Source organism: Streptomyces sp. NPDC045695 (assembly GCF_056432025.1).
In genome coordinates this window covers 213,964-237,789 of the sequence record NZ_JBWKJU010000003.1, presented here as the reverse complement: position 1 = coordinate 237,789, position 23,826 = coordinate 213,964, and the positions used below count along the sequence as shown (strand labels likewise).

At 69.6% G+C, this 23,826-nt stretch carries 17 protein-coding genes; 9 read left to right on the top strand and 8 right to left on the bottom strand.

Features of this window, described 5'->3' with window-relative positions:
- Position 1 precedes the first annotated feature (1 nt).
- The 3 genes from AC07DU_RS07395 to AC07DU_RS07385 all read right to left on the bottom strand — a co-directional run bounded on the left by AC07DU_RS07395 (position 2) and on the right by AC07DU_RS07385 (position 5,547).
- A complete protein-coding gene (locus AC07DU_RS07395) occupies positions 2 to 1,042 on the bottom strand; it encodes a restriction endonuclease subunit S (protein ID WP_479110431.1) in 1,041 nt (346 codons plus the stop codon).
- A 200-nt stretch (positions 1,043 to 1,242) separates the two neighbouring features.
- Positions 1,243 to 3,252, bottom strand: a complete 2,010-nt coding sequence (locus AC07DU_RS07390) for a type I restriction-modification system subunit M (protein WP_479110120.1) — start codon at positions 3,250 to 3,252, stop codon at positions 1,243 to 1,245.
- A 90-nt stretch (positions 3,253 to 3,342) separates the two neighbouring features.
- Entirely contained in the window at positions 3,343 to 5,547 is a 2,205-nt protein-coding gene (locus tag AC07DU_RS07385; RefSeq protein WP_479110118.1) for an N-6 DNA methylase, read from the bottom strand.
- Between the two features lie 298 nt (positions 5,548 to 5,845).
- Here AC07DU_RS07385 and AC07DU_RS07380 point away from each other — a divergent pair, with 298 nt between their 5' ends.
- The 3 genes from AC07DU_RS07380 to AC07DU_RS07370 all read left to right on the top strand — a co-directional run bounded on the left by AC07DU_RS07380 (position 5,846) and on the right by AC07DU_RS07370 (position 12,197).
- Positions 5,846 to 8,305 (top strand): AAA family ATPase, encoded by a 2,460-nt coding sequence (locus AC07DU_RS07380; RefSeq protein ID WP_479110116.1) that lies wholly within the window; start codon positions 5,846 to 5,848, stop codon positions 8,303 to 8,305.
- The gene (locus AC07DU_RS07375) at positions 8,302 to 8,676 is read left to right on the top strand and encodes a hypothetical protein (RefSeq protein ID WP_479110114.1); all 375 of its coding nucleotides are present in this window, start codon (positions 8,302 to 8,304) and stop codon (positions 8,674 to 8,676) included. Before AC07DU_RS07380 ends, AC07DU_RS07375 begins: the two co-directional genes overlap by 4 nt.
- Before the next feature lie 92 nt (positions 8,677 to 8,768).
- Positions 8,769 to 12,197, top strand: coding sequence for a HelD family protein (locus AC07DU_RS07370; protein WP_479110112.1), 3,429 nt, complete (start codon positions 8,769 to 8,771; stop codon positions 12,195 to 12,197).
- Positions 12,198 to 12,381: 184 nt separating this feature from the next.
- On the opposite strand, the gene AC07DU_RS07365 is transcribed toward AC07DU_RS07370, so the two are convergent.
- Genes AC07DU_RS07365 through AC07DU_RS07355 form a run of 3 tightly spaced genes read right to left on the bottom strand, consistent with a single transcriptional unit; the run spans position 12,382 to position 14,832 of the window.
- A complete protein-coding gene (locus AC07DU_RS07365; RefSeq protein ID WP_479110110.1) occupies positions 12,382 to 12,873 on the bottom strand; it encodes a hypothetical protein in 492 nt (163 codons plus the stop codon).
- Between the two features lie 38 nt (positions 12,874 to 12,911).
- On the bottom strand, positions 12,912 to 14,351 hold the full coding sequence (locus AC07DU_RS07360; RefSeq protein WP_479110108.1) for a hypothetical protein: 1,440 nt from the start codon (positions 14,349 to 14,351) through the stop codon (positions 12,912 to 12,914).
- A 10-nt stretch (positions 14,352 to 14,361) separates the two neighbouring features.
- Complete coding sequence (locus tag AC07DU_RS07355; protein WP_479110106.1) at positions 14,362 to 14,832, bottom strand: hypothetical protein; 471 nt, start codon at positions 14,830 to 14,832, stop codon at positions 14,362 to 14,364.
- Between the two features lie 175 nt (positions 14,833 to 15,007).
- On the opposite strand from AC07DU_RS07355, the gene AC07DU_RS07350 reads away from it, so the two are divergent.
- From AC07DU_RS07350 to AC07DU_RS07340, 3 genes are all read left to right on the top strand, one after another.
- Positions 15,008 to 15,649: an RHS repeat-associated core domain-containing protein gene (locus AC07DU_RS07350; protein WP_479110104.1), complete on the top strand. Its 642-nt coding sequence runs from the start codon at positions 15,008 to 15,010 to the stop codon at positions 15,647 to 15,649.
- On the top strand, positions 15,636 to 16,007 hold the full coding sequence (locus AC07DU_RS07345; RefSeq protein ID WP_479110102.1) for a DUF6193 family natural product biosynthesis protein: 372 nt from the start codon (positions 15,636 to 15,638) through the stop codon (positions 16,005 to 16,007). Before AC07DU_RS07350 ends, AC07DU_RS07345 begins: the two co-directional genes overlap by 14 nt.
- Positions 16,008 to 16,722: 715 nt before the next feature.
- Complete coding sequence (locus AC07DU_RS07340) at positions 16,723 to 16,977, top strand: hypothetical protein (protein ID WP_366865658.1); 255 nt, start codon at positions 16,723 to 16,725, stop codon at positions 16,975 to 16,977.
- A 57-nt stretch (positions 16,978 to 17,034) separates the two neighbouring features.
- On the opposite strand, the gene AC07DU_RS07335 is transcribed toward AC07DU_RS07340, so the two are convergent.
- A complete protein-coding gene (locus AC07DU_RS07335; RefSeq protein ID WP_479110100.1) occupies positions 17,035 to 18,717 on the bottom strand; it encodes a hypothetical protein in 1,683 nt (560 codons plus the stop codon).
- A 234-nt stretch (positions 18,718 to 18,951) separates the two neighbouring features.
- Between AC07DU_RS07335 and AC07DU_RS07330 the strand changes: the two genes are divergently transcribed.
- On the top strand, positions 18,952 to 19,725 hold the full coding sequence (locus tag AC07DU_RS07330; protein ID WP_479110098.1) for a thioesterase II family protein: 774 nt from the start codon (positions 18,952 to 18,954) through the stop codon (positions 19,723 to 19,725).
- Between the two features lie 61 nt (positions 19,726 to 19,786).
- Here AC07DU_RS07330 and AC07DU_RS07325 read toward each other — a convergent pair whose 3' ends face one another.
- A complete protein-coding gene (locus AC07DU_RS07325; RefSeq protein ID WP_479028636.1) occupies positions 19,787 to 21,064 on the bottom strand; it encodes a M6 family metalloprotease domain-containing protein in 1,278 nt (425 codons plus the stop codon).
- A gap of 245 nt (positions 21,065 to 21,309) precedes the next feature.
- On the opposite strand from AC07DU_RS07325, the gene AC07DU_RS07320 reads away from it, so the two are divergent.
- Together AC07DU_RS07320 and AC07DU_RS07315 are read left to right on the top strand one after the other, a co-directional pair.
- The gene (locus AC07DU_RS07320) at positions 21,310 to 22,101 is read left to right on the top strand and encodes a TetR/AcrR family transcriptional regulator (protein WP_479110096.1); all 792 of its coding nucleotides are present in this window, start codon (positions 21,310 to 21,312) and stop codon (positions 22,099 to 22,101) included.
- 100 nt (positions 22,102 to 22,201) lie between these two features.
- Positions 22,202 to 23,734 (top strand): MFS transporter, encoded by a 1,533-nt coding sequence (locus AC07DU_RS07315; RefSeq protein ID WP_479028630.1) that lies wholly within the window; start codon positions 22,202 to 22,204, stop codon positions 23,732 to 23,734.
- The last annotated feature ends 92 nt before the right edge of the window (positions 23,735 to 23,826 follow it).

Genomic DNA, 23,826 nt, shown 5'->3' with positions numbered 1-23,826 from the left:
GCTACGCGGTGACTCCGTCCGTTACGTTGCGTCCGCTGGCGGTGGATACGTCGAACTGCCCAGTTACGGCAGCGGTGATGAGCGCCTGGCGACGCTCTTGCAAGAGCCTCGTCTGGCTGCGGAGAGGGCCCCTGATCCGATTGGATTCGTCGAGGTAGTGGTCCAGCCGCCGAGACAATTCCTCTTGCTGGAGATGTCCTGGCACGGACACCTGCTGGGCAAGGTATCCCTCGCCGTCAAGATTCTGAATACCGGTGGTTTGCTTGATGAAGGGAGTGTTTCTTCCCGCCTTGTACATAGCTGCCATCAGGAGACCGGCATATCTGGGGAAAGTGGTCCTTGCGGGTCGCATTACCGCCACGAAGTTCGAGCAGATCGATCGCTGCGAGGAATTGAACGTTACGGCAAATCCGACGGGGCTCTTCTCTCCGCCTCCCGATTTCTCCAACAGGACGTCGCCAGGGTTCAAGATTCGCCCCCGCAACATACTTGCTGGTACCTGTCGCAGCGTCGACGCATCGGGCGTGCTTCGCAGGCTAAACCTTTCGAAGTCGGCCACCCTGACACAGTGAACGTCGCTTCCGTCTCCCGTCGGCTCTTCTCCCCAAACGCCGTTTCGGACATCGTCGAACAAGTATTTAAGGCGTGTGGATTGCCACCCTGGAGGAATGGTGGAGGGGAGTAGCGTATGAACGAGTTCCGTCTCGAAGCGTTCTTCCAAAACGTACTGCTGGCGCCCCTTCAGCGAGCTTAGCGCATCTATGCGGGCGATCTCGGTGTCGAGGAAGTCGGCGATGCGGCGCTGCTCCTTCATGGGAGGAAGGGACACTTCTACCTTCGCCAAATCTTCCCAGTAAAGACGCCATTGTGCTGGGCGAATTCCCTTTGATCGCGACTTAAACTCACCAATCAAAAGTTGAGACCTGAGCATGTGATGAAGGTACCTGGTGTGAACTCTGGGACTCACCTCGCAGACCAAGTAATCTGGGCTAACGATTCCTCCGTAAGCGGAGACACCGAGCGATCCTTGCCACGCCTTCATCTTGTTGACTACGAGGTCGCCAGCCTGTACGAGTTGGTAGCGAGAGAGATCCAAAGGAGTCTTGTTGTAGTTGTCGGTGCGTGACTCTTTTGGAATTACTCCATGATCGCGATATACGGACAAGACGCTGGCTGATGGAAAACCCGTCCGCTCTACAGGGCGAAGTAGATACCGGAGCGGTGTCACAGAGTACTCGACCACTAGTCCGTCACCTCACCCAACAGCGCCTGAATCTCCGCCTCCAGTGACTTCAGTTCCGCGTCGATCTCCGCCAGCGGCCTCGGCGGCTTGTACACGTAGAAGTGCCGCGTGAACGGGATCTCGTAGCCGATCTTCGTCTTTGTGTGGTCGATCCACGCGTCCGGGACGTGCGGATGCACCTCGCGCTTGAGGTAGTCCTCGACGTCCTCGCCCAGCGGAACGTTCTCGTAGTCCCGCAGGTCCGTGTCCGGTTCCGGGGCGCTCTTGACCTTCTGGACCTCGCCCTCCGGGTCCCGGACGCCGATCGTCTCCCGTACCGCCTTGGCGAACGGCGCTCCAGACGGCCACGTCAGGCCGGCCGCGACCACCGCGTCCTTGAGCGCGATGAACGCGGCGGACTTCGTCGTCCAGGACGAGCCGAGCAGCGTACGCACCGCCGCCACGAACTCCTCGTTCCGCTCCAGCCTCGCCACAGGCTTGGCCTCCGCCAGCGCCGCCAACGTCTCCTCCGTGACCTCGAAGCGCAGCTTCAGCGGCCGCTCGACGGTGATGCGCTGGTAGCCGAAGTCCTCGTTTGCGAAGACCTTGACCTTGCCGTGCAACGGGTGCTCGGGGTCCTTGGCGACCTGGACGGCCTCCGCGTACAGCCGGGTGATGTCGCCGATGTGGTCGGGGCGGCCGTTCGTCCCGTCGCCGAGCTCCTTGCGCTTGTCACCGAGCGACTTGCGCATCTTCTGCCACTGGTCGCGCGCGTCGAGCAGGACGACCTTGCCCTTGTGGTCGGCGTCCTTGCGGTTGGTGAGGATCCAGAAGTACGTGGAGATGCCGGTGTTGTAGAAGAGCTGGTCCGGGAGGGCGACGATCGCCTCCAGCCAGTCGTTCTCCAGGATCCAACGTCGGATCTCCGACTCACCAGACCCCGCCGCGCCGCTGAACAGCGGGGAGCCGTTGAAGACGATGGCGATGCGGGAGCCGCCCCCGCCGTTCACGTCCACCGGCTTCATCTTCGAGATCATGTGCTGGAGAAAGAGCAGCGAGCCGTCGTTGATGCGCGGCAGGCCCGCACCGAAACGGCCGGCGTCGCCCAGTGAGCTGTGCTCGTACTCGACCTGTTCCTTGACCTTTTTCCATTCCACGCCGAACGGCGGGTTGGCGAGGATGTAGTCGAACTTCCGGCGGGCGTGGCCGTCGTCGGAGAAGGAATTGCCGAAAGCGATGTTGTCCGGGTCCTGGCCCTTGATCATGAGGTCGGAGCGGCAGATCGCCCAGGACTCGGGGTTGAGCTCCTGCCCGTACACCTCGACCGTCGCATCCGGGTTCAGTGCCTTGATGCGGTCGTCTGCGGCGCTGAGCATGCCGCCCGTGCCGCAGGCCGGGTCCATGACCGTGCGGACGACACCCGGCAGGCTGAGGGCGTCCGCGTCGGGCGCCACCAGCAGGTTGACCATCAGCTTGATGACCTCGCGCGGGGTGAAGTGCTCACCCGCGGTCTCGTTGGACTGCTCGGCGAAGCGGCGGATCAGCTCCTCGAAGATGTAGCCCATGTTGTGGTTGGGCACGACATCGGGGTGGAGGTCGAGATCGGTGAACCTGCCGATGACCTGGTAGAGCAGGTTCGCGCCGTCGAGCTTCCTGACCTGCTGGTTGAACTCGTACTTGTCGAGGACCTCGCGGGCGTTCTCGGAGAAGGCGCCGACGTAGATCTGCAGGTTCTTCGCCGCGTTCTGCGGGTCGGCCGCGATCTTCTTGAGCGTGAGGTCGCTCCGGTTGTAGAAGGAGTGACCCGAGGCCCTGCGCAGGAAGTGGCCGGTGTCGATGTCCTGGCCCGCGAACCTGTCGACGGTCTCGACGACCTTCTCGCGCGTCGGCTCCAGGACGCACTCCAGCCGGCGCAGCACGGTGAACGGCAGGATGACCTTGCCGTAGTCGGACTGCTTGTAGTCGCCGCGCAGGAGATCGGCGACGGACCAGGCGTGGTTCGCCAGCTCCGTGTGCTTACTGCTGTTCAAGAGGTCCCGGCTTCCTTCCGAAGAGCGCCGTCCGGGCGGGGGACGGCTGGGGTTCAGTGTGGTCGTGTGCGGTGGGACTCGTGGGGCGTTTCAGACAGAACGGCTGCCGGAGGCATCCGGGCCGGCCGGTGGCAGGAGTACGCCTGCGGTCAGGCCGGTGTTGAGGGTGGCCGCGGTGTCGGCGGCGAGGTCGGCGGTTCGGCGGACGGCCGCGCGCAGTTCGTGCACGCGGCGGAAGGCATCCCCGTAGCGACGCTGTTCTTCCAGGGGCAGCAGCGGTACGCGCAGGCGGCCCGGTGTGACGTGCACAAGGCTGCTGCCGGTCGACGCGGAGGCGATGTTGTCCTCGGCGCCGAGGAACCCGGCCAGGAACCACGGGTCGAGGCGGGCGGGGTCGGGGCGCAGGAGGTGGATGTGCTGACCCAGCAGGGCTCCGGCGTCCCGGTCGTCCGCCACCCGGGTCATCGCGGACGCGTCGCCGCCGCCCGCGACGGCGCGTACGAGGACGTCCCCGGCGGCTACGGGTTGCGCGGCGTCCGTGTGGATGTCGACAGCCGTGCCGGACGGCGGGTTTCCGGCCGCAATGTCGCGGGCGGCGAGGACCGGCCGCTCCACGGTGAGGGCGCCGGAGCCCTTGGAGCCTCGTGTGCCGGGCGTCGCCGCCCGCAGCACGGTCAGGGCTCCGCCGCGTGCCAGGTCGGAGACGGTTGCCGTACGCCACTCGCGGGCCGAGGCCCCGGACGGCTGCCACCCGCCGGAGGCGGAGGAGGCCGCCAGCGCGGTGACCTGCTCGGTCAGCTGCCCGTACAGGTCGTCAACGCGGCGGGCCAGGGCCGCCGGGTCGATGTCGGCCGCGGTCGCCCGGACATGGCGGGCCGGGGTGACGTCGACGACGTCGTCGAGCAGGTCGACGAGCGGCACCGCGCGGGCGACGCCGGGCTCGTCGGCGTAGGCGTCGGGTGCGGTGGTGAACGCGGCCCACTGGCCGAGGACCCGGTCGGTCAGCCCCGCCCAGTCGAAGGAGGCGGCGGAGGAAGAGACGGCGGAAGAGGGCGAGCCGGAGCGGCGGGGGCGTGAGCCGCCACGGGTGCCGGCGTCGGCCGTGGCCGTGTCGGTGGCGGACGCAGTGCCCGGGGCGCCGTCCCGCTGCTCGCCCTCCCCGTCGACGAACAGCACCGTCGTACGGTCCGTGCCGCCCGGCTCGGGGCGTTGGAACACCCAGATCTGCAGGCCGATGTGGAGCGGATACGCGGCACGCGCCGGAAGGGAGACGACGGCGCGCAGGGCCCCGCCGCGGATGAGTTCCGCGCGGACGCGGCGGCCGGAGGAGCGGAAGGCGAGCGCGGGCGGCAGCAGCATGACCGCGTGGCCGCCGGGCTCCAGGTGCGCGAGGGCGTGCTGCACCCAGGCCAGTTCGGACTCGAAGCGCGGCGGAAGTCCGTACGCCCACCTCGGGTCGTAGGCCAGCTCGTCGTGACCCCAGTCCCGGTCGCCGAACGGCGGGTTGCACAGGACGGCGTCCACGGTGACGTCGGGGAAGGCGTCGTCGCGCAGGCTGTCTCCGACGCGGATCGCCGTCTCGGCTTCGGGTGCGGCCAGCAGTAGCCGGACCGCGGTGCGCCGGCCCTGGACGGGGAGCGAGTCCTGCCCGAACAGCTCCCGCGCGCCCTGCCGGGCGGCGGCAGCCAGGAGCGTGCCGCTGCCGCAGGCGGGGTCGAGGACGCGGGACACGTCGGCGGGCAGGAGCCGTGCCATGAGCAAGGCCAGGCCCTCCGGGGTCTGGTAGACGCCGCTGACGGCGCCCTCGTCGAGTTCGCGTTCGGCGAGGACGTCGACGGCGGCCTGCGGCCCCGCCTCACGGACGCAACCCAGCAGCGCGCGGACCGCGTCCGCGTCGTCCGGACCGTAGCGGACCGGCTCGGCCTCGGGCACGGCGGCCGGAAGCTCGCCAGCGGTCTTCTCCGCTCGGGCGATCAACTGGTCGTCGGGCACGGCGGCGAGTTCGGCCAGCTCCTCCGGTGTGCGGCGGGACGCGGCAGCCACCAGCGGGAACAGTCGCGCGGCCACTCCCGAACCGGGTCCCAGCAGCCGGAGCGCCGTACGCAGTTCCTCGGTCGGCGAGGCGGTGGAGGTGTGCCCGCGGCCCCGCAGCCATGCCTGGACGGCCGGCAGGTCGTAGAGCGGGCTGGCTTCCGTGCCTGCGCTGGGAGCCGGAAAGTCGTCGTGGCGGCGGCGCCAGTTGCTGACGGTGGCCCGCGTGACCCCTGCGATACGGGAGATCTCGGCGGCCGTCACATGCGCTGAGGGCGCCGGTCGGGCTGGTGGCTGCTGGGGCATGGCGTGGGGTTCCGCACCTTTCGGGCCAGTCGGACAGGGACGGTTACACACTACAACAGTCGTCAAATTCGTCAAGTCGTTTGACAGTGCTTTCAGTGTCATGTTTATCTGGTTGTGGTTCCGAATGGAAGCGTGAGCTCACTGCGCAACCGCACTGTGGACCCCCCGACGCGAACGCCGGGGCGCCATCCGCACCAACCGCGTGCCGGTGTCCGCCCCACCCTCCGAACGAGCATCCGGCCCCCAGGAGACGCACATGACCGTGACGGAACAGTCCCAGCGGAACGCGGACGAACCCACCGACCCCACTCGGCCGAACCCCGCCGGCCAGCCCCCGCCTCTGGCCGATCTGGTGCGGACCCGTCTGGGCGAGGCGGCACTCACCGAGCCCGTGAAGGCGCTTCTGAAGGAGGCGCTGGGCGAGAATGAGACCCGTGGAACCGCCCCGGGCGGCCGGATCTACCTCGGTTCCCTCGCCGTCAACGGCTTCCGCGGCATCGGGCCTCGTGCCCGGCTGAGCCTCAGCCCCCGCCCGGGCGTCAACCTCGTCGTGGGCCGCAACGGCTCCGGCAAGTCCAGCCTCGCCGACGCCATCGAGGTCGGCTTCACCGGCACCCGGGCCCACCGGCCGGGCCAGGACGCCACGCGCGGCGGCCACTGGTACAACCTCCACAACGCCGACAGCCCCAAGATCGAGCTCAAGCTCGCGATCGAGGGCGACACCGGCAACAGCACCCTCACCCGCACCTGGACGAGCCAGGAGTTCGGCAGCTCCGAGGCCACCTTCAAGCGCCCGGGTCACGGAACCGTCCCCGTGGCCGAGGCCGGCTGGGACACGCCCCTCGCCGACCACCGGCCGTTCCTCTCGTACACCGACCTCGACCTCATGCTCACCGGCAAGCCGTCCGAGCGGTACGACGCGATCGCCACCATCCTCGGTATGGAGCTGCTCTCCACCGCGACCAACCGGCTGAGCGCCCGGGAGAAGGCCCTCGCTGCCGTCGCGAAGGAGATGAAGGACGCCCTCCCCGGCCTGAAGGACGCCCTCTACGTGCTGGAGGACGACGACCGCGCCGTACAGGCCCTGCTCGCCGTGGACACCCCGGGCGCCCCGGACCTCGACACCATCGACGCCCTCGTCGCCGGTCTGCCCCCGGCCGACGACAGCCGGCTCGCCGAGCTCCAGATCGAGGCCGGGGTGCAGGGGCCCGACCTGGCGGGAGTCGAGGAGGCCCTCCAGCGGCTGCGGAACGCCCTCGCCGACGTGGAGGACCTGCACGGCACCGACGCCGAGAACGCCCGGCTGCGCGCCGACCTGCTGGAGAAGGCCCTCGCCCACGCCGACCGGCACCCCGACGACGACGTCTGCCCGACGTGCGGAACGGAACGGGTCCTCGGACCGGAGTGGTACGACCGCGCCTCCCGACAGGTGGCGGAGCTGCGCCACGAGGCGAAGACCGCCGGGGACGCGCACGCCGCCGTCCGGACCGGCAAGCGGAACCTCCACAACCTCATCGAGAACCCCAAGCGGATCCCCGTTGCACTGGCCGACCCGTGGAAGGTGTGGACCGACTGCCGGCAGATCACCGACCCCGCCGAGCTCGCCAGGAGCGCCGAAGAAGCCGCCACGGTCCTCGTCGACGCCTGCGACACCGTCAGGAGGCATGCGGCCCACGAGCTGGAGGAGCGCGGCGAGCGGTGGCGCGCGCTCGTAATCCGGCTCGCCGCCTGGGCGGACAAGGCACGCGAGACCGAGCGGGACAAGCCCCTGCTGGGCGACCTCCGCAAGGCGGTGAAGTGGCTCAAGGAGCTCTCCACCGAACTGCGGGAGCAGCGCATGGAGCGCTTCACCGACGCCACGCAGAGCATCTGGGAGCGCCTGCGGCAGGAGAGCAACATCGATCTCACTGCCGTGAGCCTGAAGGGCAGCGAGAAGGCGAACGTCCGCAAGCTCGTCATGGCGGCCTCCGTCGACGGCCAGGACGCCCCCGCGCTCGACGTCATGAGCCAGGGGGAGCTGCACTCCCTCGCGCTCTCCCTCTTTCTGCCGAGGGCCACGACCGCGGACAGCCCGTTCGGCTTCCTCGTCATCGACGACCCCGTGCAGTCCATGGATCCGACCAAGGTGCACGGACTCGCCCAGGTGCTGCACGAGTTGGGCGGGCACCGGCAGATCGTCGTCTTCACCCACGATCCCCGTCTGCAGAAGGCGTTCACCGACCAGGAGCTGCCGGTCACGGTCTTCCAGGTGACGCGTGGCGAGGGATCCCGGGTGAAGGTCGACTGCGTCGACGACCCGGTCAAGCAGGCCATCGGCGACGCCCGGGCCATCGCCGCCACTCCGGGGCTTCCCCCCGAGACGTACAGCCACGTGCTGCCCGGCCTGTGCCGGATCGCCCTAGAGAACGCGTTCCTGGAAGCCGCGTGGATCCGCCACCACCGCACCGGCGGCTCGGAGCACGACCTCCAGACCGCGATCGACAGCGCGGAGAGGTTCCTGGAGGTCGCGGCCTTCGCCCTCTTCGGCGACGTGACGCGCGGTGCCGACGTCACGGGGGAGGTGCTCCGCCGCTACGGAAGCCCGGCATGGTCGCTGATCCAGCAGTGCCAGAAGGGGTCCCACTCCAGCGGCGCCTCGATCCCCGACCCGCACCGCTTCGTCTCGGACGTCGAGAACCTGGCGCAGAAGATCCGCAAGCCGGAGGTGACCGCATGACCACCCCTGTTCCCGCGTCCGTCGAAGGCCTGCTGCTGACGGCCGACCGCCTCCTGGACGGCGAACTCGCCGACGCCACTACGGTCGGCCGACACCGCGGCGCCTGCCTCGCGCTGCGGACCGCGCTGGAGCTCTGCGTCGACCGGGTGCTGGACGCCGTGATGCCCGGTCTGCCCCGCACCACGGGGCGCGCCAAGCTGCTCCTCCTGCATTCCGTCGCGCCGGCCGAAACGGCCCGGCGGGCGAAGGCCCTCTGGTCCCAGCTGAGTCTGGGATGCCACTACCACCTGTACGAGCTCGGACCCACGTACGACCAAGTGCGCGTCTGGCGGGCCGAGGCCGGCCGTCTCGTCCAGGAATTCGGCAACTGATCGTTCGTCACCGTCCGTTTTCTGATAGTTGTTTCACGGGGTACGGGCACATGCCCGTGGCGGTGTCCCCCGGCACCGCAGGGAGGACGCACATGAGCACCACCACTCGGGACGAGACCCTCGCCGGCGAGCAGCGGGCGGTGGACCATGCGTACGACTGCTACACGACGAAACTGGCCGAACTGAGCGGCACCTCGGCGGCCACCGCCTCGGCGAGCGGCAAGGACGGGATCGCCAACCGGGCCGAAGCGGAGGCGCGGGCCGAGGCCTACGGAGGACTGGGCGACGAGGCGCTGGTCTTCTCCCGCGTCGACGCCCCGGAGGACCCGGGCGGAGAGCCGCGGCCGTGGTACATCGGGCGCCGCAGCGTGCACGACGCCTCGCACGAGCTGGTGGTGCTGCCGTGGACCAGCCCCCAGGCGAAGACCTGGATCGAAACCCGGCCCGAGAGCCCGGGCGAGGTGGTCCTGCGCCGGCAGCTCCGTTGCGTACAGCGCATCGTCGAGGGCTACTTCGACGAGATCTCCCCGGCGGCACCCGCTCCCGTACCCGTACCCGTACCTGAGCCCGTCGGCGTACCCGAGTCCGCCGACGTACCGGTGCCCCGTCAGGCCGCCGACGACAGCGCGGCGGAGGAGGCGGACGCGTCCCCCGCCCCGGAACGTACGACGGCCCCCACGCCCGGCGATGTCGTACGACGGCAGCGGCGTAAGGCACCCCAGCCGGACGACTTCCTGCTGCAGGAGCTCCAGCGGTCGCGCGGCGGCCGGATGAGGGACATCGTCGAGACCATCCGCCGTGACCAGATGGCGCTGGTCACCGGCTCGCCCTCGGACATCCTCGTCGTGCAGGGCGGCCCCGGTACCGGCAAGTCGGCGGTCGGTCTCCACCGGGTGACCTGGCTCGTCAACAATGAGCACTTCAAGGCCCAGGACATCCTCGTCATCGGCCCCCACCAGCGGTTCCTCGACTACGTCGGCCAGGTCCTCCCCACCCTCGGCACCCGGGATGTCAACGCCGTCCAGCTGGACCGGCTGTGGGAGGGCGAGATCCTCGGTGTGGACTCCCCGAAGGCGCGTCTGGCGAAGTCGGGGGAAGGCATGGCGGCCGTACTGCGGCGCCGGGTCGAGAGCGACTACCGCCCCGAGGCCCTCGACGCCCTCACCGTCGCCCCCTCCTACGAGGGCGACGAGCCCGGGGTCGTCGTCACCGCCGGCAGTACGACCCTCCGCGTGCCGAAGTCCGAGGTCCTCGCCCTCCTCGACCAGGCTCACGCCGGCGGCGGGCCCTTCCGGGAGCGGCGGGACCGCTTCCGCGGCCTGTTCGTCGACCGGCTTCTCCAAGAGCTCGCCGATGTCGCACCGCGCCGCGGACAGGCCGGCACGATCCGCCGCGACCTGGAACGCAACCGCCGGGTCGAGCGCCTCGTCGAACGTGTCTGGCCGTCCCCCGGACCCCGGGAGGCCCTGCGTAGCCTCTACGACTCGGCCGACCTCCTGCGGGACTGCGCCGACGGCATCCTCGACGAGGACGATCAGGCAGCCCTGTTGCGGGCCCGCGCTGCCAGCGCCGACGGCGACCCGTGGACGCTCGACGACCACGTCTGCCTCGAAGAGCTTCGCGTGCTGATCAGCGGCGACAACCCACCGCGATACGGCCATATCGTTGTCGACGAGGCCCAGGACCTCACGCCCATGCAGGCCCGCTCCCTGCGGCGGCGGTGTGCCGTGGGCGGTTCCATGACCGTCCTGGGCGACCTCGCGCAGGCGACGGGCGCCCACATCCCGACGAGCTGGGACCTGCTGGGCGCACTCCTTTCCGACCACGGCGACTGGAGCGTGGCTCAGCTCACCACCAGCTACCGCGTCCCCGCCGAGATCATGGAGTTCGTCGCCCCTCTCGCCCGCGTGGTCGCGCCGTCCCTGCCTTATCCACAGGCTGTCCGTGAGGCGGACGTGGATGCCGTGCGGACCGTGGCGACCGAACCGTGGAAGCTGCTCGACGACACCTTCGCCCACGTGGCACGACTGGTGCGCACCAGCGACGGCAACAACCCCCGCTCCGTTGCCGTCATCGTCCCCGACGACTCCGACTGGCTGGACGCCATCAGCCACCGAATCCACGAGGGTGGCGACATCGCCGAGCGCGATCGCGATGCCGTGTCCGTACTGGCCGCCGCGCAGGCCAAGGGAATGGAGTACGACCACGTGCTGGTCGTCGAGCCCGCGACGATCGCCGACCGTGGTCCGGCCGGGCTGCGTCAGCTGTACGTGGCCCTCACCCGCAGCACCCAGAGCCTGACGGTCCTGCACACCGCCGCGTTGCCGGAGGCGCTCACCGCCTCCGCGGACGACTCCGAACCTGCGGCACCGGACGTCCGGCCGGCGGGCGCGGCGGAAAGCCTTCCCCGGATCGGCAGCGATGTCCGGGTCGAGGTCGTGGGCCACGTCTCTGGCGGTCGGTACAAGGTCAGGCCGCTGTCTCCGGTGATCGGCCGGCCGCTCGTGCTCACCGTCCGCCAGGGTTCGGTTCCCCCGCGCCGGGGTGACGAGCTGGACTGCTGGGTGTTCGCGAACGACACGAGTCAGACGGTGCTCACCGCCGATCAGCGTGGCCGGTCGCCCGTCTCGGAGCGGATGGCCGGGCGCTATCTCGCGGCGCTGGACGTGCTGGGAGAGCTGACCGGCAGCGACGGCGACGTTGCCGACGCCCGCAGCCGCCTCTCCGAACTCCAGGGCATGGCCAACCGCATCCTTCGCCGGGACCAGGCTGACTGGGTCGATGTACTTCATCTGTTCGGTGATCCGGACAGAGAGCGACTCGGAGTTCTTCGAGACCTTGCCGCGACCACCAACCGTGCGCTCAAGGAAGGCACCTTCGACGCACGTCGGCTCGCGGAGGGGCTGGATGCTTCCGGCTGGGCAGGGCCCCTCGCTGAAGCACGGCGAGAGCTCCAGGAGCGCTTCAGCATGGCGACGAAGCCGAACTCTGACGGCGCGATCCCCGTCGCCCCGACGCAACCAGATCAGAAGGAAGAGATGCAGATGACCACCGCGGACACCGCCGCCGCAACACCGGCTGCGACCACGAAGGACGGTTTCCTCCGCGCGCTGGAAGCGGCTGCCGCGGCCGACCGTACGTGCAAGAAGCACGAGGCGGTCCGTCATGCGCTGAAGGCATCACTTCTCTGGGCGGACCTCCAGCCGGCCGACTCCTCGGTCGTCGACGTCAGCTGCGTCACCCAGCACGGTCTCTTCCTCTACGAGGCCCTGGGCGCAGGCTGCTCCACCTATGCGGACTTGCGATCGGGCGCGACCCGCCTGCTCGAGACCAACCACACGCTGCCCGCGCCGGCCGACGGTCTCTACCTTGTCCTCTCCGAACCGCCTGCCGAAGACTGGTCTGTCGACACGATTCGCGACGTCTTCCGTGTCAATGTCATCTGGCGCAGCCCGACCGGCTGGGGCGGTGAGAACGCGCACACCGCCTTCGGCTCCTCCGGGGTGAGCAATCACCAGTAACCGTCGTTCAGTTCTCGGCTTCGCCTGCTGGAGCAGGCGAAGCAGAAGCAGGTGACACCGCGGGGTTGGGAGTGAAGTCGAGCAGTTCAGATGCCCTGATGAAGTGCTGGCCCCGGCAAACGTGGCGGGCGCGACCGGGTTGACGTGTGCTTGCAACACCGTTGTCTCCGCAGACGGCTGGGCGTCAGTCGACCCCTCTCAGGTAGACCCGGCTGCTCCGTTCGTCGATCTGTGCCACCGCGACCTTGAGCCAGTTCAGGTCGCCCTTGCAGGGAGCGCACACCTGCCCTTCCCGGACCTTGGGAAGCGAATCCGGTTCCGGCAGCCCCAGGCGTGCGAACGGCGTGGCCGGTGTCGCCTCGGCGGCGAAGGGCTGCGCGCGGAGTCTGAGGGGCTGTTCCGGCTTCAGCTGGGTGAGGAAGGGCTCCACAGCTTCCGCAGGCAGGACGAAGGACAGGATCAATCCGTCGTCCTGGACCCCCCTCCGGTGCGCCGCAACGGTGTGAGTCGCTGTCGAGGGGACCTCCACGTGCAGGGTCCGGGCGATGGACTCGGCGGTGGCCCCTTCGACCCAGTCGGACGTCCCCGTGTCCGCCGAGCGGCTGCCCTCCCTGCCGGTACCGCCGGACGCCCCGGAGCATCCGGCGGCGAGCGCGCCGAGCAGCACCGTTGCCACTGCGAGCGTCGGGGCGCGGCCCGGGCGTCGTGCGCGGATCACCGGGCGGCCGAATTGCGGCCGATGTCCGTGCGGGTGCCGCTCCGCCCGGTGTCCTCCGGTGCGGGCCAGGACCCCCCTGCCGACAGGTCGTGCCGCTGTACCGAGCTGCTTCCTCGCATGTCGAACTCCCTGGCCAGTCCTGTCGTGTGCATACGGGCCATGTCGGCATCGGTGACGGTGGTCGGTCCGATCGGCGTGGCCTTGTCTGCGTCCCAGTTGTAGCGGTCCCACACATTGACCTGGTAGTCGATGCTGACCTGCGGCTTTCCATCGGGTCCGGGGACGGCGGTGACCACCCCGGTCGTGTTGGTCATGCCGCTGCCTACGGCCAGGTACCAGTTGTTTGTACCGTCCGGCCCCTTTTCGTGTTCATATCCGCTGCTGCTGGATTCCACGGGGATGGCGACAGGCTTGCCGCCTGACTTCTCGAAGGCATCCAGTGCCTGCTGCCGCCACTCGTCCTGCTCTGTGGCCCGGATCCGTGCCACCTCGTCCCGGAGCGCCGGGTCGTCGGCAAGCATGCGGTCGACGTCCAGATCGAGCGTCTTGCCGCTGCCGTTGAGGTAGTGATCCATGTGACGGGCCGCGTCGGTCTTGCCCATGAAGTCGCCGGAGTTCGAGATGCCGTTGGCCTGGATCTCTTTCCAATAATCCGCCATTCCTGGCGATTCGACGTCGTACGGTCCAGCGCCGTCGTCCGCGGCGACCTGCTTGACCTGAGGCCGGAGCAGGCCAGCAGCAAGAAGGTCGTCCCGGTGCTGGGTCCACAGCTGGGCCCGGGCCTCGGGCCCGAGTGACTGCCAGAGCCGCTGCAGCTCCTTCCGCTGTTTGGTGTTGGCCTCCTCGCCGAGACCGGCCAGTTTCAGTGCTCGCGGGAGCATCTCCTGGTCGAGGGAGGTGTACGTCGCATGGCCGGCGTTGTGCGGATCCGCGCCGTGGCTGCCGCGCAAAGCGCGTACGGCAGCGGCATCGACCTCCGCCGCGTGGCTCACCACTCCGCTCAGGGTGTCGGCGTACCAGCGCATGAGGTCCTGCTTGCGCTGGCCGGGACCGTCCACCTCACAGATCAGGGCATCCTCGATCGTCACCGCTCCGCCTTGCCCCACACGGACGTTGAAGCCTGCCTCCTTGGCGTCGGCGGTGAGGTTCTTTGCCTGCTGCTGGATGGCCACCAGTTCGGAGTGGGTGTCCTGGAGGATGCCGAAGATGCTCTGGGCTTCCGTGTGGAGGTCCTCTATCTCCTTGACCGTCTTGCCGACGAAGGCGCGGGTCACACCGGCGTTCACGCCTTCCCACCGGGCCTTCTCGGCCTTGGCCTTTGCCCCGTCGCGCGCCTGTCCCCCCAGGCTCTGCAGAGCGTCGGCCGTGCGCTTCCAGTCCTGAACGGCGGATCCCAGCTTCGTCAGGTCGAGTTCCATGAGGTCCGAGTAGTCCATGCCGTGCTCCCTACTTGAGGTACTCGTCGATACGGGAGACGGACACGGCCGAACCGTCGCGGTTGCGGAGCGAGGCTGCGATGGCCTCGTCGTCCGCGGCGTGCGCCTTCTTGGAGTAGTCCAGGTGGTTCGAGATGTGGGCGCATGCCTGCAGGACCGTCTTCACCTGAGAGGTCCACACGGACACGGTGGTCTCCAGCTCGCCGCCGAGTGAAAAGCCGGCCGTCTTCAAAGATGCTGCGGCCTGCATCGTGGAGCCGCTTCCTGAGCCGTCGGCACCGGCGCCGGCGATATCGGCCTGCTTCTGCAGCTGCCCATGCAGCAGGAAAGCCTCATGACCCACTTCGCCCAGGTCATCCTGGTGCACGACCAGGTCGGCCTGACCGCCACCAGGTCCGCTGGTCACCTGGTTGAGGCGCATCGACGCCTGGCGCTCGCCGGCAACATCTACCTTGGCCTTTTCCCATTCGTCCCACACCATGGCGCTATTTGATCATGTTTGGGCCGACGAGGTAGGAGCAATGCGAGCCAGCTTTCACACATGAACAAGTGCTCTTCGGCATCGCCAAGCAGCGCCTGTCGCCGGACGGGGGCCCGTCACCGAGGAGGTCTCCTTCACCTGGGACGGAGACTCCCTCATCGAGCAGGTGAGTCGTGTGCCCGGCTCACCGGAGTCCGTCGCGCTGACGTGGGACTACGACGGAACGAAGCCGGTCACCCAGGTGGAGCGGCGGTTCATAGGCCCGAAGGAGGTCGACAGCCGCTTCTTCGCGATCGCCACGGACCTGGTCGGGACCCCGCGCGAGCTCATCGACGAGGAGGGGGAGGTGGCCTGGTACACGCGCTCCGCGCTCTGGGGCACCACCACCTGGAACCGCGACGCGAGCGCCTACACCCCCCTCCGTTTCCCCGGCCAGTACTTCGATCCGGAGTCGGGACTCCACTACAACCGCCACCGCTACTACGACCCGTCCGCGGGCCGCTACGTCTCCCCGGACCCGTTGGGTCTGGCCCCGGCTCCGAACGCGTTCCTGTACGTCGACAACCCGACACGGTGGATCGACCCGCTGGGTCTGGCCCTGTGCCCGCACCGCAGCAGCGGTGGCCCCCGGCACAGTGCACCAGGCGGACGTCGCGGACGGAGATCCGAATCCCATGGGGCGGTCGTGGGACTCGATCCACTGGTACTCGGAGAATCAACGCATCGACGTTCCCCGGCCGGACATTCCCGAACTGAGCCCGCCGGACACCAGCAACAAACCGAAGAGGAGGTGAGCTCGCAAGATGACGGACAGTGAGGGCTCTCTGAAGGCTGCAGAGATCGTCGCGGAACGGTGGAAGGAGTTCCTGGGCTTCGGGGGGGACGTCATCGACCCCGCCATGGTGCGGGCCGCTTACGCGCAGCCGCGGCTGCGGGTGCTCTTCCCCGGGGTCAGCCACGGCATCCTGTACCTCAGCCGGTGCACCGGCTACCCCGCCTCCCACGACGTGCCGCTCGTTTATCCGCTCGCAGCCGGCGGGTTCCAGGTCACGGGCCGGGCCGGGGAGGGCGTTCTCGGTGAGGTGGCGACCCCGGAGGAGGCGTTCGCCCTGGTCGTGGAACACCTTCCCGAAGGCAGCGGTCCCGCTGTCCTGGGAACGAAGGACGACCTGTGACCGCGATCACGGCGGTCGGCGTCTTCGCGGACAGCTGACGGGCCGTCCCGGCCGAGAGCGGGGCGCGCTACGCCGGGGCCGGGCAGGAGGAGCAGAGCGGGACCGGCCCGGGTGGGAGACGGGCCGGGTGCTCGCCGAGCGGTTCCGCAAGCCCGCCGGTCCGGCGATCTTGTAAGCAGTGACACCACTTCTCCGGATGGTCACAAAGATTTGGCGGCGGCGTTGTGAGGCGCTGACAGGCACTCGAACGCGGCGTCCGTGCATGGCGGGGCGGCGTTTCAAGTCGTGAAGTGCCGCGGCGGCCCTCACCGGCCGACTCCCGGTGGCAAAACGCGAGTTCACGGGCCTGGTGGGCGAACCCTGCCATTACCGACTGGTAGATGGCGGTGCCTTAAGAGTTGTACTGAAACAAATCCCGCTCCCGGCAGCGGCTTTCGACCCAGGTCTAAGCTCTCCCCGTTGAGCGAAATGGACCCGCAGGAGGGCTCTCCCCGACGTCCAGCTGCCAGGCAAGGGTCGAGGCAGAGCCCTCCACGAGGCTCATCCAGCGACATCGCAATGGGTCGAAAGCGAGGAGCGATCGATGGCCCCCAAAAACGGTACCCCAACCCCGCGGGGCGGCAGGCGGTATCTGGGCAACGGTAACGCCGCCCCCGTGTGCGCGTGCCCTCCGAGGGGGCCGAGTTCGGAAGCCGACTGCCGGCATCTTCACTGCGTGGCGCGACGGGAGAACGAACGCATCGAGCGGCAGCTGAGGCCGCTGAAGGTGGCGCTGTGGTTCCTGGGCGGCGCCGCCCTGCTCCTCGCCGTGGTCGTGAGCCTCTTGGTGCTCCTCGGACGCACGGACGCGGCCGGCCCCCTGGCCGCGCTGACCGGAACGTGCGGGGTCTGCTTCATCGGCCTGCTCGCCTACCGGGGACACAAGCGCATGGAGCTGCACCAGCGCTCCGAGGTCCTCGACCACGGGTGACGGCCCTTCGCGAGCCCCCGGGGGCGGCCCGTGTGGCCGTCCCCGGGGTGCGGTCGGTCAGAGCTCGTCGTAGAGGCCGAACATGTCGACCACCAGGTCGGTGCGCTGCCAGCTGCGGTTCCAGAAGTCGATGACGCCGTTCTTGCCGGTGCTCGCCTGGACCAGGTTCGGGACGGTCGCGCCCTTCGTCCAGTTCAGGTTGGAGGAGTTCGGCGGGGTCGGCCGGATGGCGGTGCCCTTGTCGTACTGGGACGTGGTGTTGGGGTCCGGGGAGACCGTGAGGTGGCCGTCGCCCTCGGTGTTGGTGACCGTCGTGTTCAGGACGTAGCCCGTGATCGAGAGGTCGTGCGCACCGAGTGCGAGGTGCTCGTAGTCCTGGCCGGGGAGCGCGAGGCCCCAGTCGCGCGTGTCGTACAGGCGCGTCGGCGTGACGGGCAGGTACGCGGCCTTGCTGCCGGGGCTGTAGTAGCCGACGACGTCCACGACCACGTCGGCCCCGCTCCAGGAGCCGTTACGGATGTTGATCTTCCCGTCCGGACCGACCGGGACGATCACCGAGTTGGCGACCGTCTGGCCGGCGGTGAAGTTCACGTTCGACGTGGACGGTGCCTGCTGTCCGCCCGGGAAGACGGTCAGGTGGCCCGAGTTCGAGGGGTTGGTGACCGTGACGTTGAGGGCCACCGCGGTGACGCCCTGGTACGGCACCCCGGCGTGGCCGGCGATCGGGACGGCGAACGTGCTCTGGCCGGGGACCTGGCCCCCGGCGGTGCCCAGCCCCTCGCGGCTGTCGACGACGCGGTACGGGTCCAGTGAGGTGTAGCCGCTGGCGACGGCGCGGGTGAAGTACCCCGTGACGTCCGCGATCAGGTCCACGGTCCCCGAGCTGCGGTTGGCCAGCTCGACGTAGCCGTCCGCTCCGACCGGCACGATCGTCATGTTCGGGACGGTCTGCCCCGCGACGAAGTTCACGTTCGAGGTGATCGGCCGGTCCGTCCCCGCCGGGTAGGCCGTGATGTGCCCGCCGGCGGCGGTGTTGGTGGCGGTGAGGTTGAGGGCCACGGCGGTCACGCCGGCCGGTATGCCGCTGTTGCCGCCGACCTTCACGCGGGTCGTGCCGTACGGGGCGACGGCCCCGGCGCCCGCGGCGCCGGTTCCGTCCCGGGTGTCCAGCAGCCGGGTCGGGGCGTGCGGGGTGAACTTGGTGCCGACGGTCGTGACCTCCAACGTGTTGGTGGCGGTGACGTTGTTCCGCAGGTCCTTCACGGTGACCGTGACCGTGCGGGTGCCGAGCTCGCTGTAGACGTGCGTCGTCTCGACGAAGTCGCTGTCGGTGACCATGTCCGAATCGGTCTTGCCGTCACCCCAGTTGATGTCCACGGTGATCGGAGTGGCGACGCTGGTGTAGACGTAGGACGTCAGCTTGATGCCGTACGTGCTGACGCCGCGGGCGGAGAGGTCGACTCCCAGGCCCGGGTTGTCCGTGACGCTCACCGCCGCCTGCGGAGCGTTCGCGGACGTGCGGACGGAACGATTCGCCGGGCTGTGGAAGGTGGCGCCCTGCTCCGCCGCGGCCTTGGCGGCGGCCTCGGCCTTCTTCTGGCCGTCCGCCGAGCTGCCCTTCGAGCTGCCCTTCGAGCTGGCGGTACCGGCGCTCACGCCGTGGCCCGCGGGCGCTTCGGCCGCCAGCGCCGCGCTCGGGACGAAACCCATCGCTGCCGCGACGACGGCAGCGGAAATCATGATGCGGTGACGGTGCACCGGCCCCCCCGGGTGATGGAACGTGGTCAAGATCGTGGTCGGACTGCACACCTGCGACGCCGAAGTCGATCAAGAAGGTTGCGGGCCAGGTCGGACCTGGCTGAAACATGCTAGTACTGGCTGGATTCGGACCCTTCTCGTCATCGCGAGGGCGTGTTTCAGCCGGTCAGGGTCATGGTCACGTCAGCTCCGCCGGCCCCTGCATAGGCTGATCGCGTGATATCAGCGAACTCCCCCTCCACCGCCGCCTGGTGGCCGTCGCTGCGCGGCAAGCCGGCAGCCGCGGTCGCCGGCGCGCCCCGGGTGCGGCTCCTGGTCTTCCCGCACTCCGGGGCCGGCCCCAACATCCTGCTCCCCCTCGTCGAGGCGCTGCCCGCGCACGTGGAGGTGCTCGGGCTGTCGCTGCCAGGCCGGGAGCGCCGCTTCGGCGAGACTCCCGGCTGCGGCCTCGACCAGGTGCTGGAGTCCGTCTCCGACGAGGTCCTCGTACGGGACCCGCTCCCCACAGTGGTGTTCGGCCACAGCCTCGGCGCGCTCCTCGCCACCCACACCGCACGCCTCCTCGGCCCCCAGTGCCGGGCGGCCGTCGTCAGCGGCCAGATGCCCGGGCGGTCCCGGCGCCTCGCCCACGCGACCACCACCGACGAGGACGCGGTCCGGCTGCTGCGGGACAACGGCGGCACGCCGGACTGGGTCATGCAGGATCCGGCCATGCTGGAGCGCGTCACCCGCGTCCTGCGGGCGGACATCGCCCTCAGCCGCGAAGCCGCCGTCGGGTTCGAGGACGTACGGATCGACGCGCCCCTCCACGCGCTGGGCGGAACGCGCGATCCCCTGGTCCCGCACGAGCCGCTGGACGGCTGGGCGGGTCACACCACCGGCGCGTGCCGGGTGCACCGTTTCGACGGGGACCATTTCTTCCTCCTGGCCCCCGAACACCGCTCCGAGGTCACGGACGTCCTGCGTCGCGCGCTCGTGGGGGAAGGCTGAGACCCCCTAGCCCCCAGCCGCCCAGCCGCCCCAGCGGCCTCGTGGCCTCCGCGGATCCGGCTCACGGCCGGATGATCCGGACCTGGAAGCTGCCGTTGCGCAGCTCACCCACCACCGAGACGCTGACCCCCGACTTCTCGTCGGTGAAGGTCTCGCCCGGCCGGAACGGCGCGTCCGACAGCTCGGCGTGCACATTGGGCCGCCGGGTGCAGCCGCCGCTCGCGTCCGCGCTGTCCGACACCGTCACCGGGCCGTGCCCGGTGTCCACGTCGGAGTCCACCTTGTAGATGAGGACGCCCGGTTTGCAGACGGCCTCGTCGTTCCCGGCCCGGGTCCGCACCTCCACCCCGAATCCGGCGTTCTCCGACAGCGGTACGAAGGCCAGCTTGGTGCCGCCCCCCACCGACAGCGGGGACAGGATGTGGTCGCTCGTGCCCGACTTCGACGCGCAGCTGATCTGCGTACTGTCCAGCCAGCCCAGCTTCCACTTGTGCCAGCCCATCAGGTCGTTGTTGGCGCCCCAGTCCTCGCTCATGATGTCCCAGTGCCCCACCGTGGTCCCGCCGTCGGCGGTGTAGAGGTCGGGCAGTCCGAAGACGTGCCCGTTCTCGTGGGGCAGGACCCGGTAGCCGGTCTCCCGGTAGGTGCCGGAGCCGTCGTCCTGACGGCTGAAGACGAAGGACGTGTTGGCCAGCGGCACCCCGTCGGCCACCGGCGCGTCGGCGTTGCCCGAGAAGGTCACCGACAGGACGGTGTCCAGGGCGGACGGCCCGGCGTTCGGTGTGACCAGGATGTTGATCAGGTCGTACCGGCTGAAGTCCACCTCGGGGTCGGCGGCCTTCGCGATGTGCTCGACGAGCTGCTTGTAGCCGGGGTCGTACGGGGATCCGCGCTCGATCCCGTACGCCGCGAACGGCATCGGCATCCGCAGCCAGGTCCTTATCGGCGCCTCGGCGCGGTAGGTGAGCCGTCCGTAGGAGCTGGTGCGGAACCAGTCGGCGGTCTGCGGGAAGAACTCCGCCAGCCGGTCCAGCGCCGCGCCCTCGCCCTTGGCGTCGGGGAAGTCGATCATCAGGTTCAGGGCCCGGACCTCGCCGGTCGAGCGCGAGTACCCGGGCGGTGTCGGCAGGCCCTCGGACATCTGGACGCCCATCGTGCCGGCGATCCGGCAGGGCGCGAGCGCCGATTCGACGGTCGTGGCCGCAGGTCCCGCCGCCGAATGCCCGCGGCTGGGTATTCCGTCGCTCGCCGTCGCCGTGACGCCGAGGGCCAGCGCGGTGAGCGCGATGAACGCGCTGGTGCGGCGTGGTCTGCGTATCCGGTGGCGGGTCTGCGGCATGGAGATCGCCTTCGGGTCCGCGGCAGCCGGCCCTGCCCGGTCTGCGCTCTGTTCGTCACCCTCCGACGGGCGCGGCGCGCCCGCGCGCCGGGAGAGGCCGAACGGGAACGGGGCGGTGACTCAGGTCACACGGGCGAGTGAAATAACCGGGGACCAGATCCCCGTTTGCACGAGAGTCGCCGCAAGCGGGGACCGGCTCCCCGTTTGGGCGGCCGTACGGATCTCAAAGCCAGGGAGGCCCCGGAATGAAGCGCCCCACCACCGCTCCGGCGGCGCCGACCACCCGCGGGGCGGCCGGGGGCCGGGCGCGGACGCCCGTGGCGACGGCCGGGGCCGCCACCGCCGCGCAGGGCTCGGGCGCGCCCGGGGCAGCCGCCACCACCGCCACCGCCCCCCGCGCGCCGCGCGGGAGCGGTCTCCCGCGCCCGCGCGCCGACGCGGTCCGCAACCGCGAGCGGATCCTGGCGGCGGCCCGCGAGGCCTTCGTCGAATTCGGCTCCGCGGCCCCCTTCGACGAGGTCGCCCGCCGGGCCGGCATCGGCAACGCCACGCTCTACCGGCACTTCCCCGACCGCCCCACCCTCGTCCGCCACGTCGTGCTCTTCGTGATGGACCGGGTCACGGCCTCGGCCGAGGCCTCCCTCGCCGAGGAGCCCGACGCCTTCGCCGCGCTGTGCCGCTTCACGCACACCGCGATCGACGAGCGGATCGGCGCCCTGTGCCCCATGCTCTCCGACGGCTTCGACCGCGATCACCCCGAACTCCTCGCGGCGAGCACCGCGTTGGAGTCGGCCGTCGAAACCATGCTGGCCGCCGGCCAGGACTCCGGACTGATCCGCACGGACATCGGGGCCGGCGACCTGATGGTCGCCCTGTCCCAGCTCAGCCGTCCCCTCCCCGGCACCGCCTGCCCCGAGGTCGACCGCTTCGCCCACCGTCACCTCCAGCTCTTCCTCGACGGTCTGCGGGCCCCGGCCCGCTCCGAACTGCCGGGCTCAGCCGCGACGTTGGACGACCTGAGGCGGAAAACCATGTGACTCGACCCATGCGCCCCTCATAGTCTTTTTCAGGATTTTTCACTCCTTCCGCACTTAGCCATTCCGCTCAGTCATTCCGCACAGTGAAGTGGGTACCCCCATGTCGAAAACAGCCGCGATACCGCCGCTGTCCGCCGATCCCAGCCGATGGAAGGCGCTCGTCTTCATCGCCCTGGCCCAGCTGATGGTCGTCCTCGACGCGACCATCGTGAACATCGCCCTGCCCTCCGCCCAGACCGATCTCGGCATCTCGGACGGCAACCGCCAGTGGGTCATCACCGCGTACGCGCTGGCCTTCGGCGGACTCCTGCTCTTCGGCGGCCGCATCGCCGACAAGTGGGGCCGTAAGAACGCCTTCGTCGTCGGCCTCATCGGCTTCGCCCTGGCCTCCGCGCTGGGCGGCGCCGCGAACGGCGAGGCCATGATGCTCGGCGCCCGCGCACTCCAGGGTGCCTTCGGCGCCCTGCTGGCCCCGGCGGCCCTGTCGCTGCTGGCGGTCATGTTCACCGACGCCACCGAGCGCGCCAAGGCCTTCGGCATCTACGGTGCGATCGCGGGCGGCGGCGGCGCCGTCGGCCTGATCCTCGGCGGCTTCCTCACCGAGTACCTCAACTGGCGCTGGACCTTCTTCGTCAACATCCCGTTCGCGATCATCGCGGCCGTGGGTGCCTGGCTGGTCATACGCGAGCCCGCCGGCTCCCGTAACCGCGCTCCGCTCGACATCCCCGGCGTGATCCTGTCCACCCTCGGCCTCGTCGCCCTGGTGTACGGCTTCACCCGCGCCGAGTCGGCCGGCTGGTCCGACGAGGTGACGGTCACCATGTTCGTCGCCTCGGTGGCGCTGCTCGCGGCCTTCGTCTTCGTCGAGTCCAGGGTGAAGTCCCCGCTGCTGCCGCTGCGCGTCCTGCTGGAGCGCAACCGCGGCGGGGTCTACCTCTCGCTGGGCCTGGCCATCATCGCCATGTTCGGCCTGTTCCTCTTCCTCACCTACTACCTCCAGGTCGTGAAGGGCTTCTCGCCCGTCAAGACCGGCTTCGCCTTCCTGCCGATGATCGCGGGCATGATCGTGGGCTCCACGCAGATCGGCGCCCGCCTGATGACCCGCGTCGCGCCGCGCCTGCTGATGGGACCGGGCTTCCTGGTCGCCGCCGCCGGCATGCTGATGCTGACCCAGATGGAGGTCGGCTCCTCGTACCCGGCGCTGATCATGCCGGCGCAGCTGCTGCTGGGCCTCGGCATGGGTACGGCGTTCATGCCGGCCATGTCCCTGTCCACGCACGGGGTGAACCCGGCCGACGCCGGCGTCGCCTCCGCCATGGTCAACACCTCGCAGCAGGTCGGCGGCGCCATCGGCACCGCCCTGCTGAACACGATCGCCGCCTCGGCGACCACCGCGTACCTGCGCGACCACGCGGCCGAGGCCGCGGCGGGCGGACCGGCGGGCCGGCTCGTCCAGGCGCAGGCCATGGTCGAGGGCTACGCCTCCGCCATCTGGTGGGCGGTCGGCATCCTGGTCGCCGCCGCGGCCGTCGCCGTGACGCTGATCAACACCGGCCGTCCGAACATGGGCGGTCCGGCGGCCGCCGGCGAGGACGCCGACGCCGAGCTGAAGGTCCCGGTGATCGCCCACTGACGGCGGTCCCCGCACGGGAATGACTGAACACCCCGCTTGGTTCAAATTTGAACCAAGCGGGGTTAGTCTTTGAGTGGCGACCCCGTACCGAC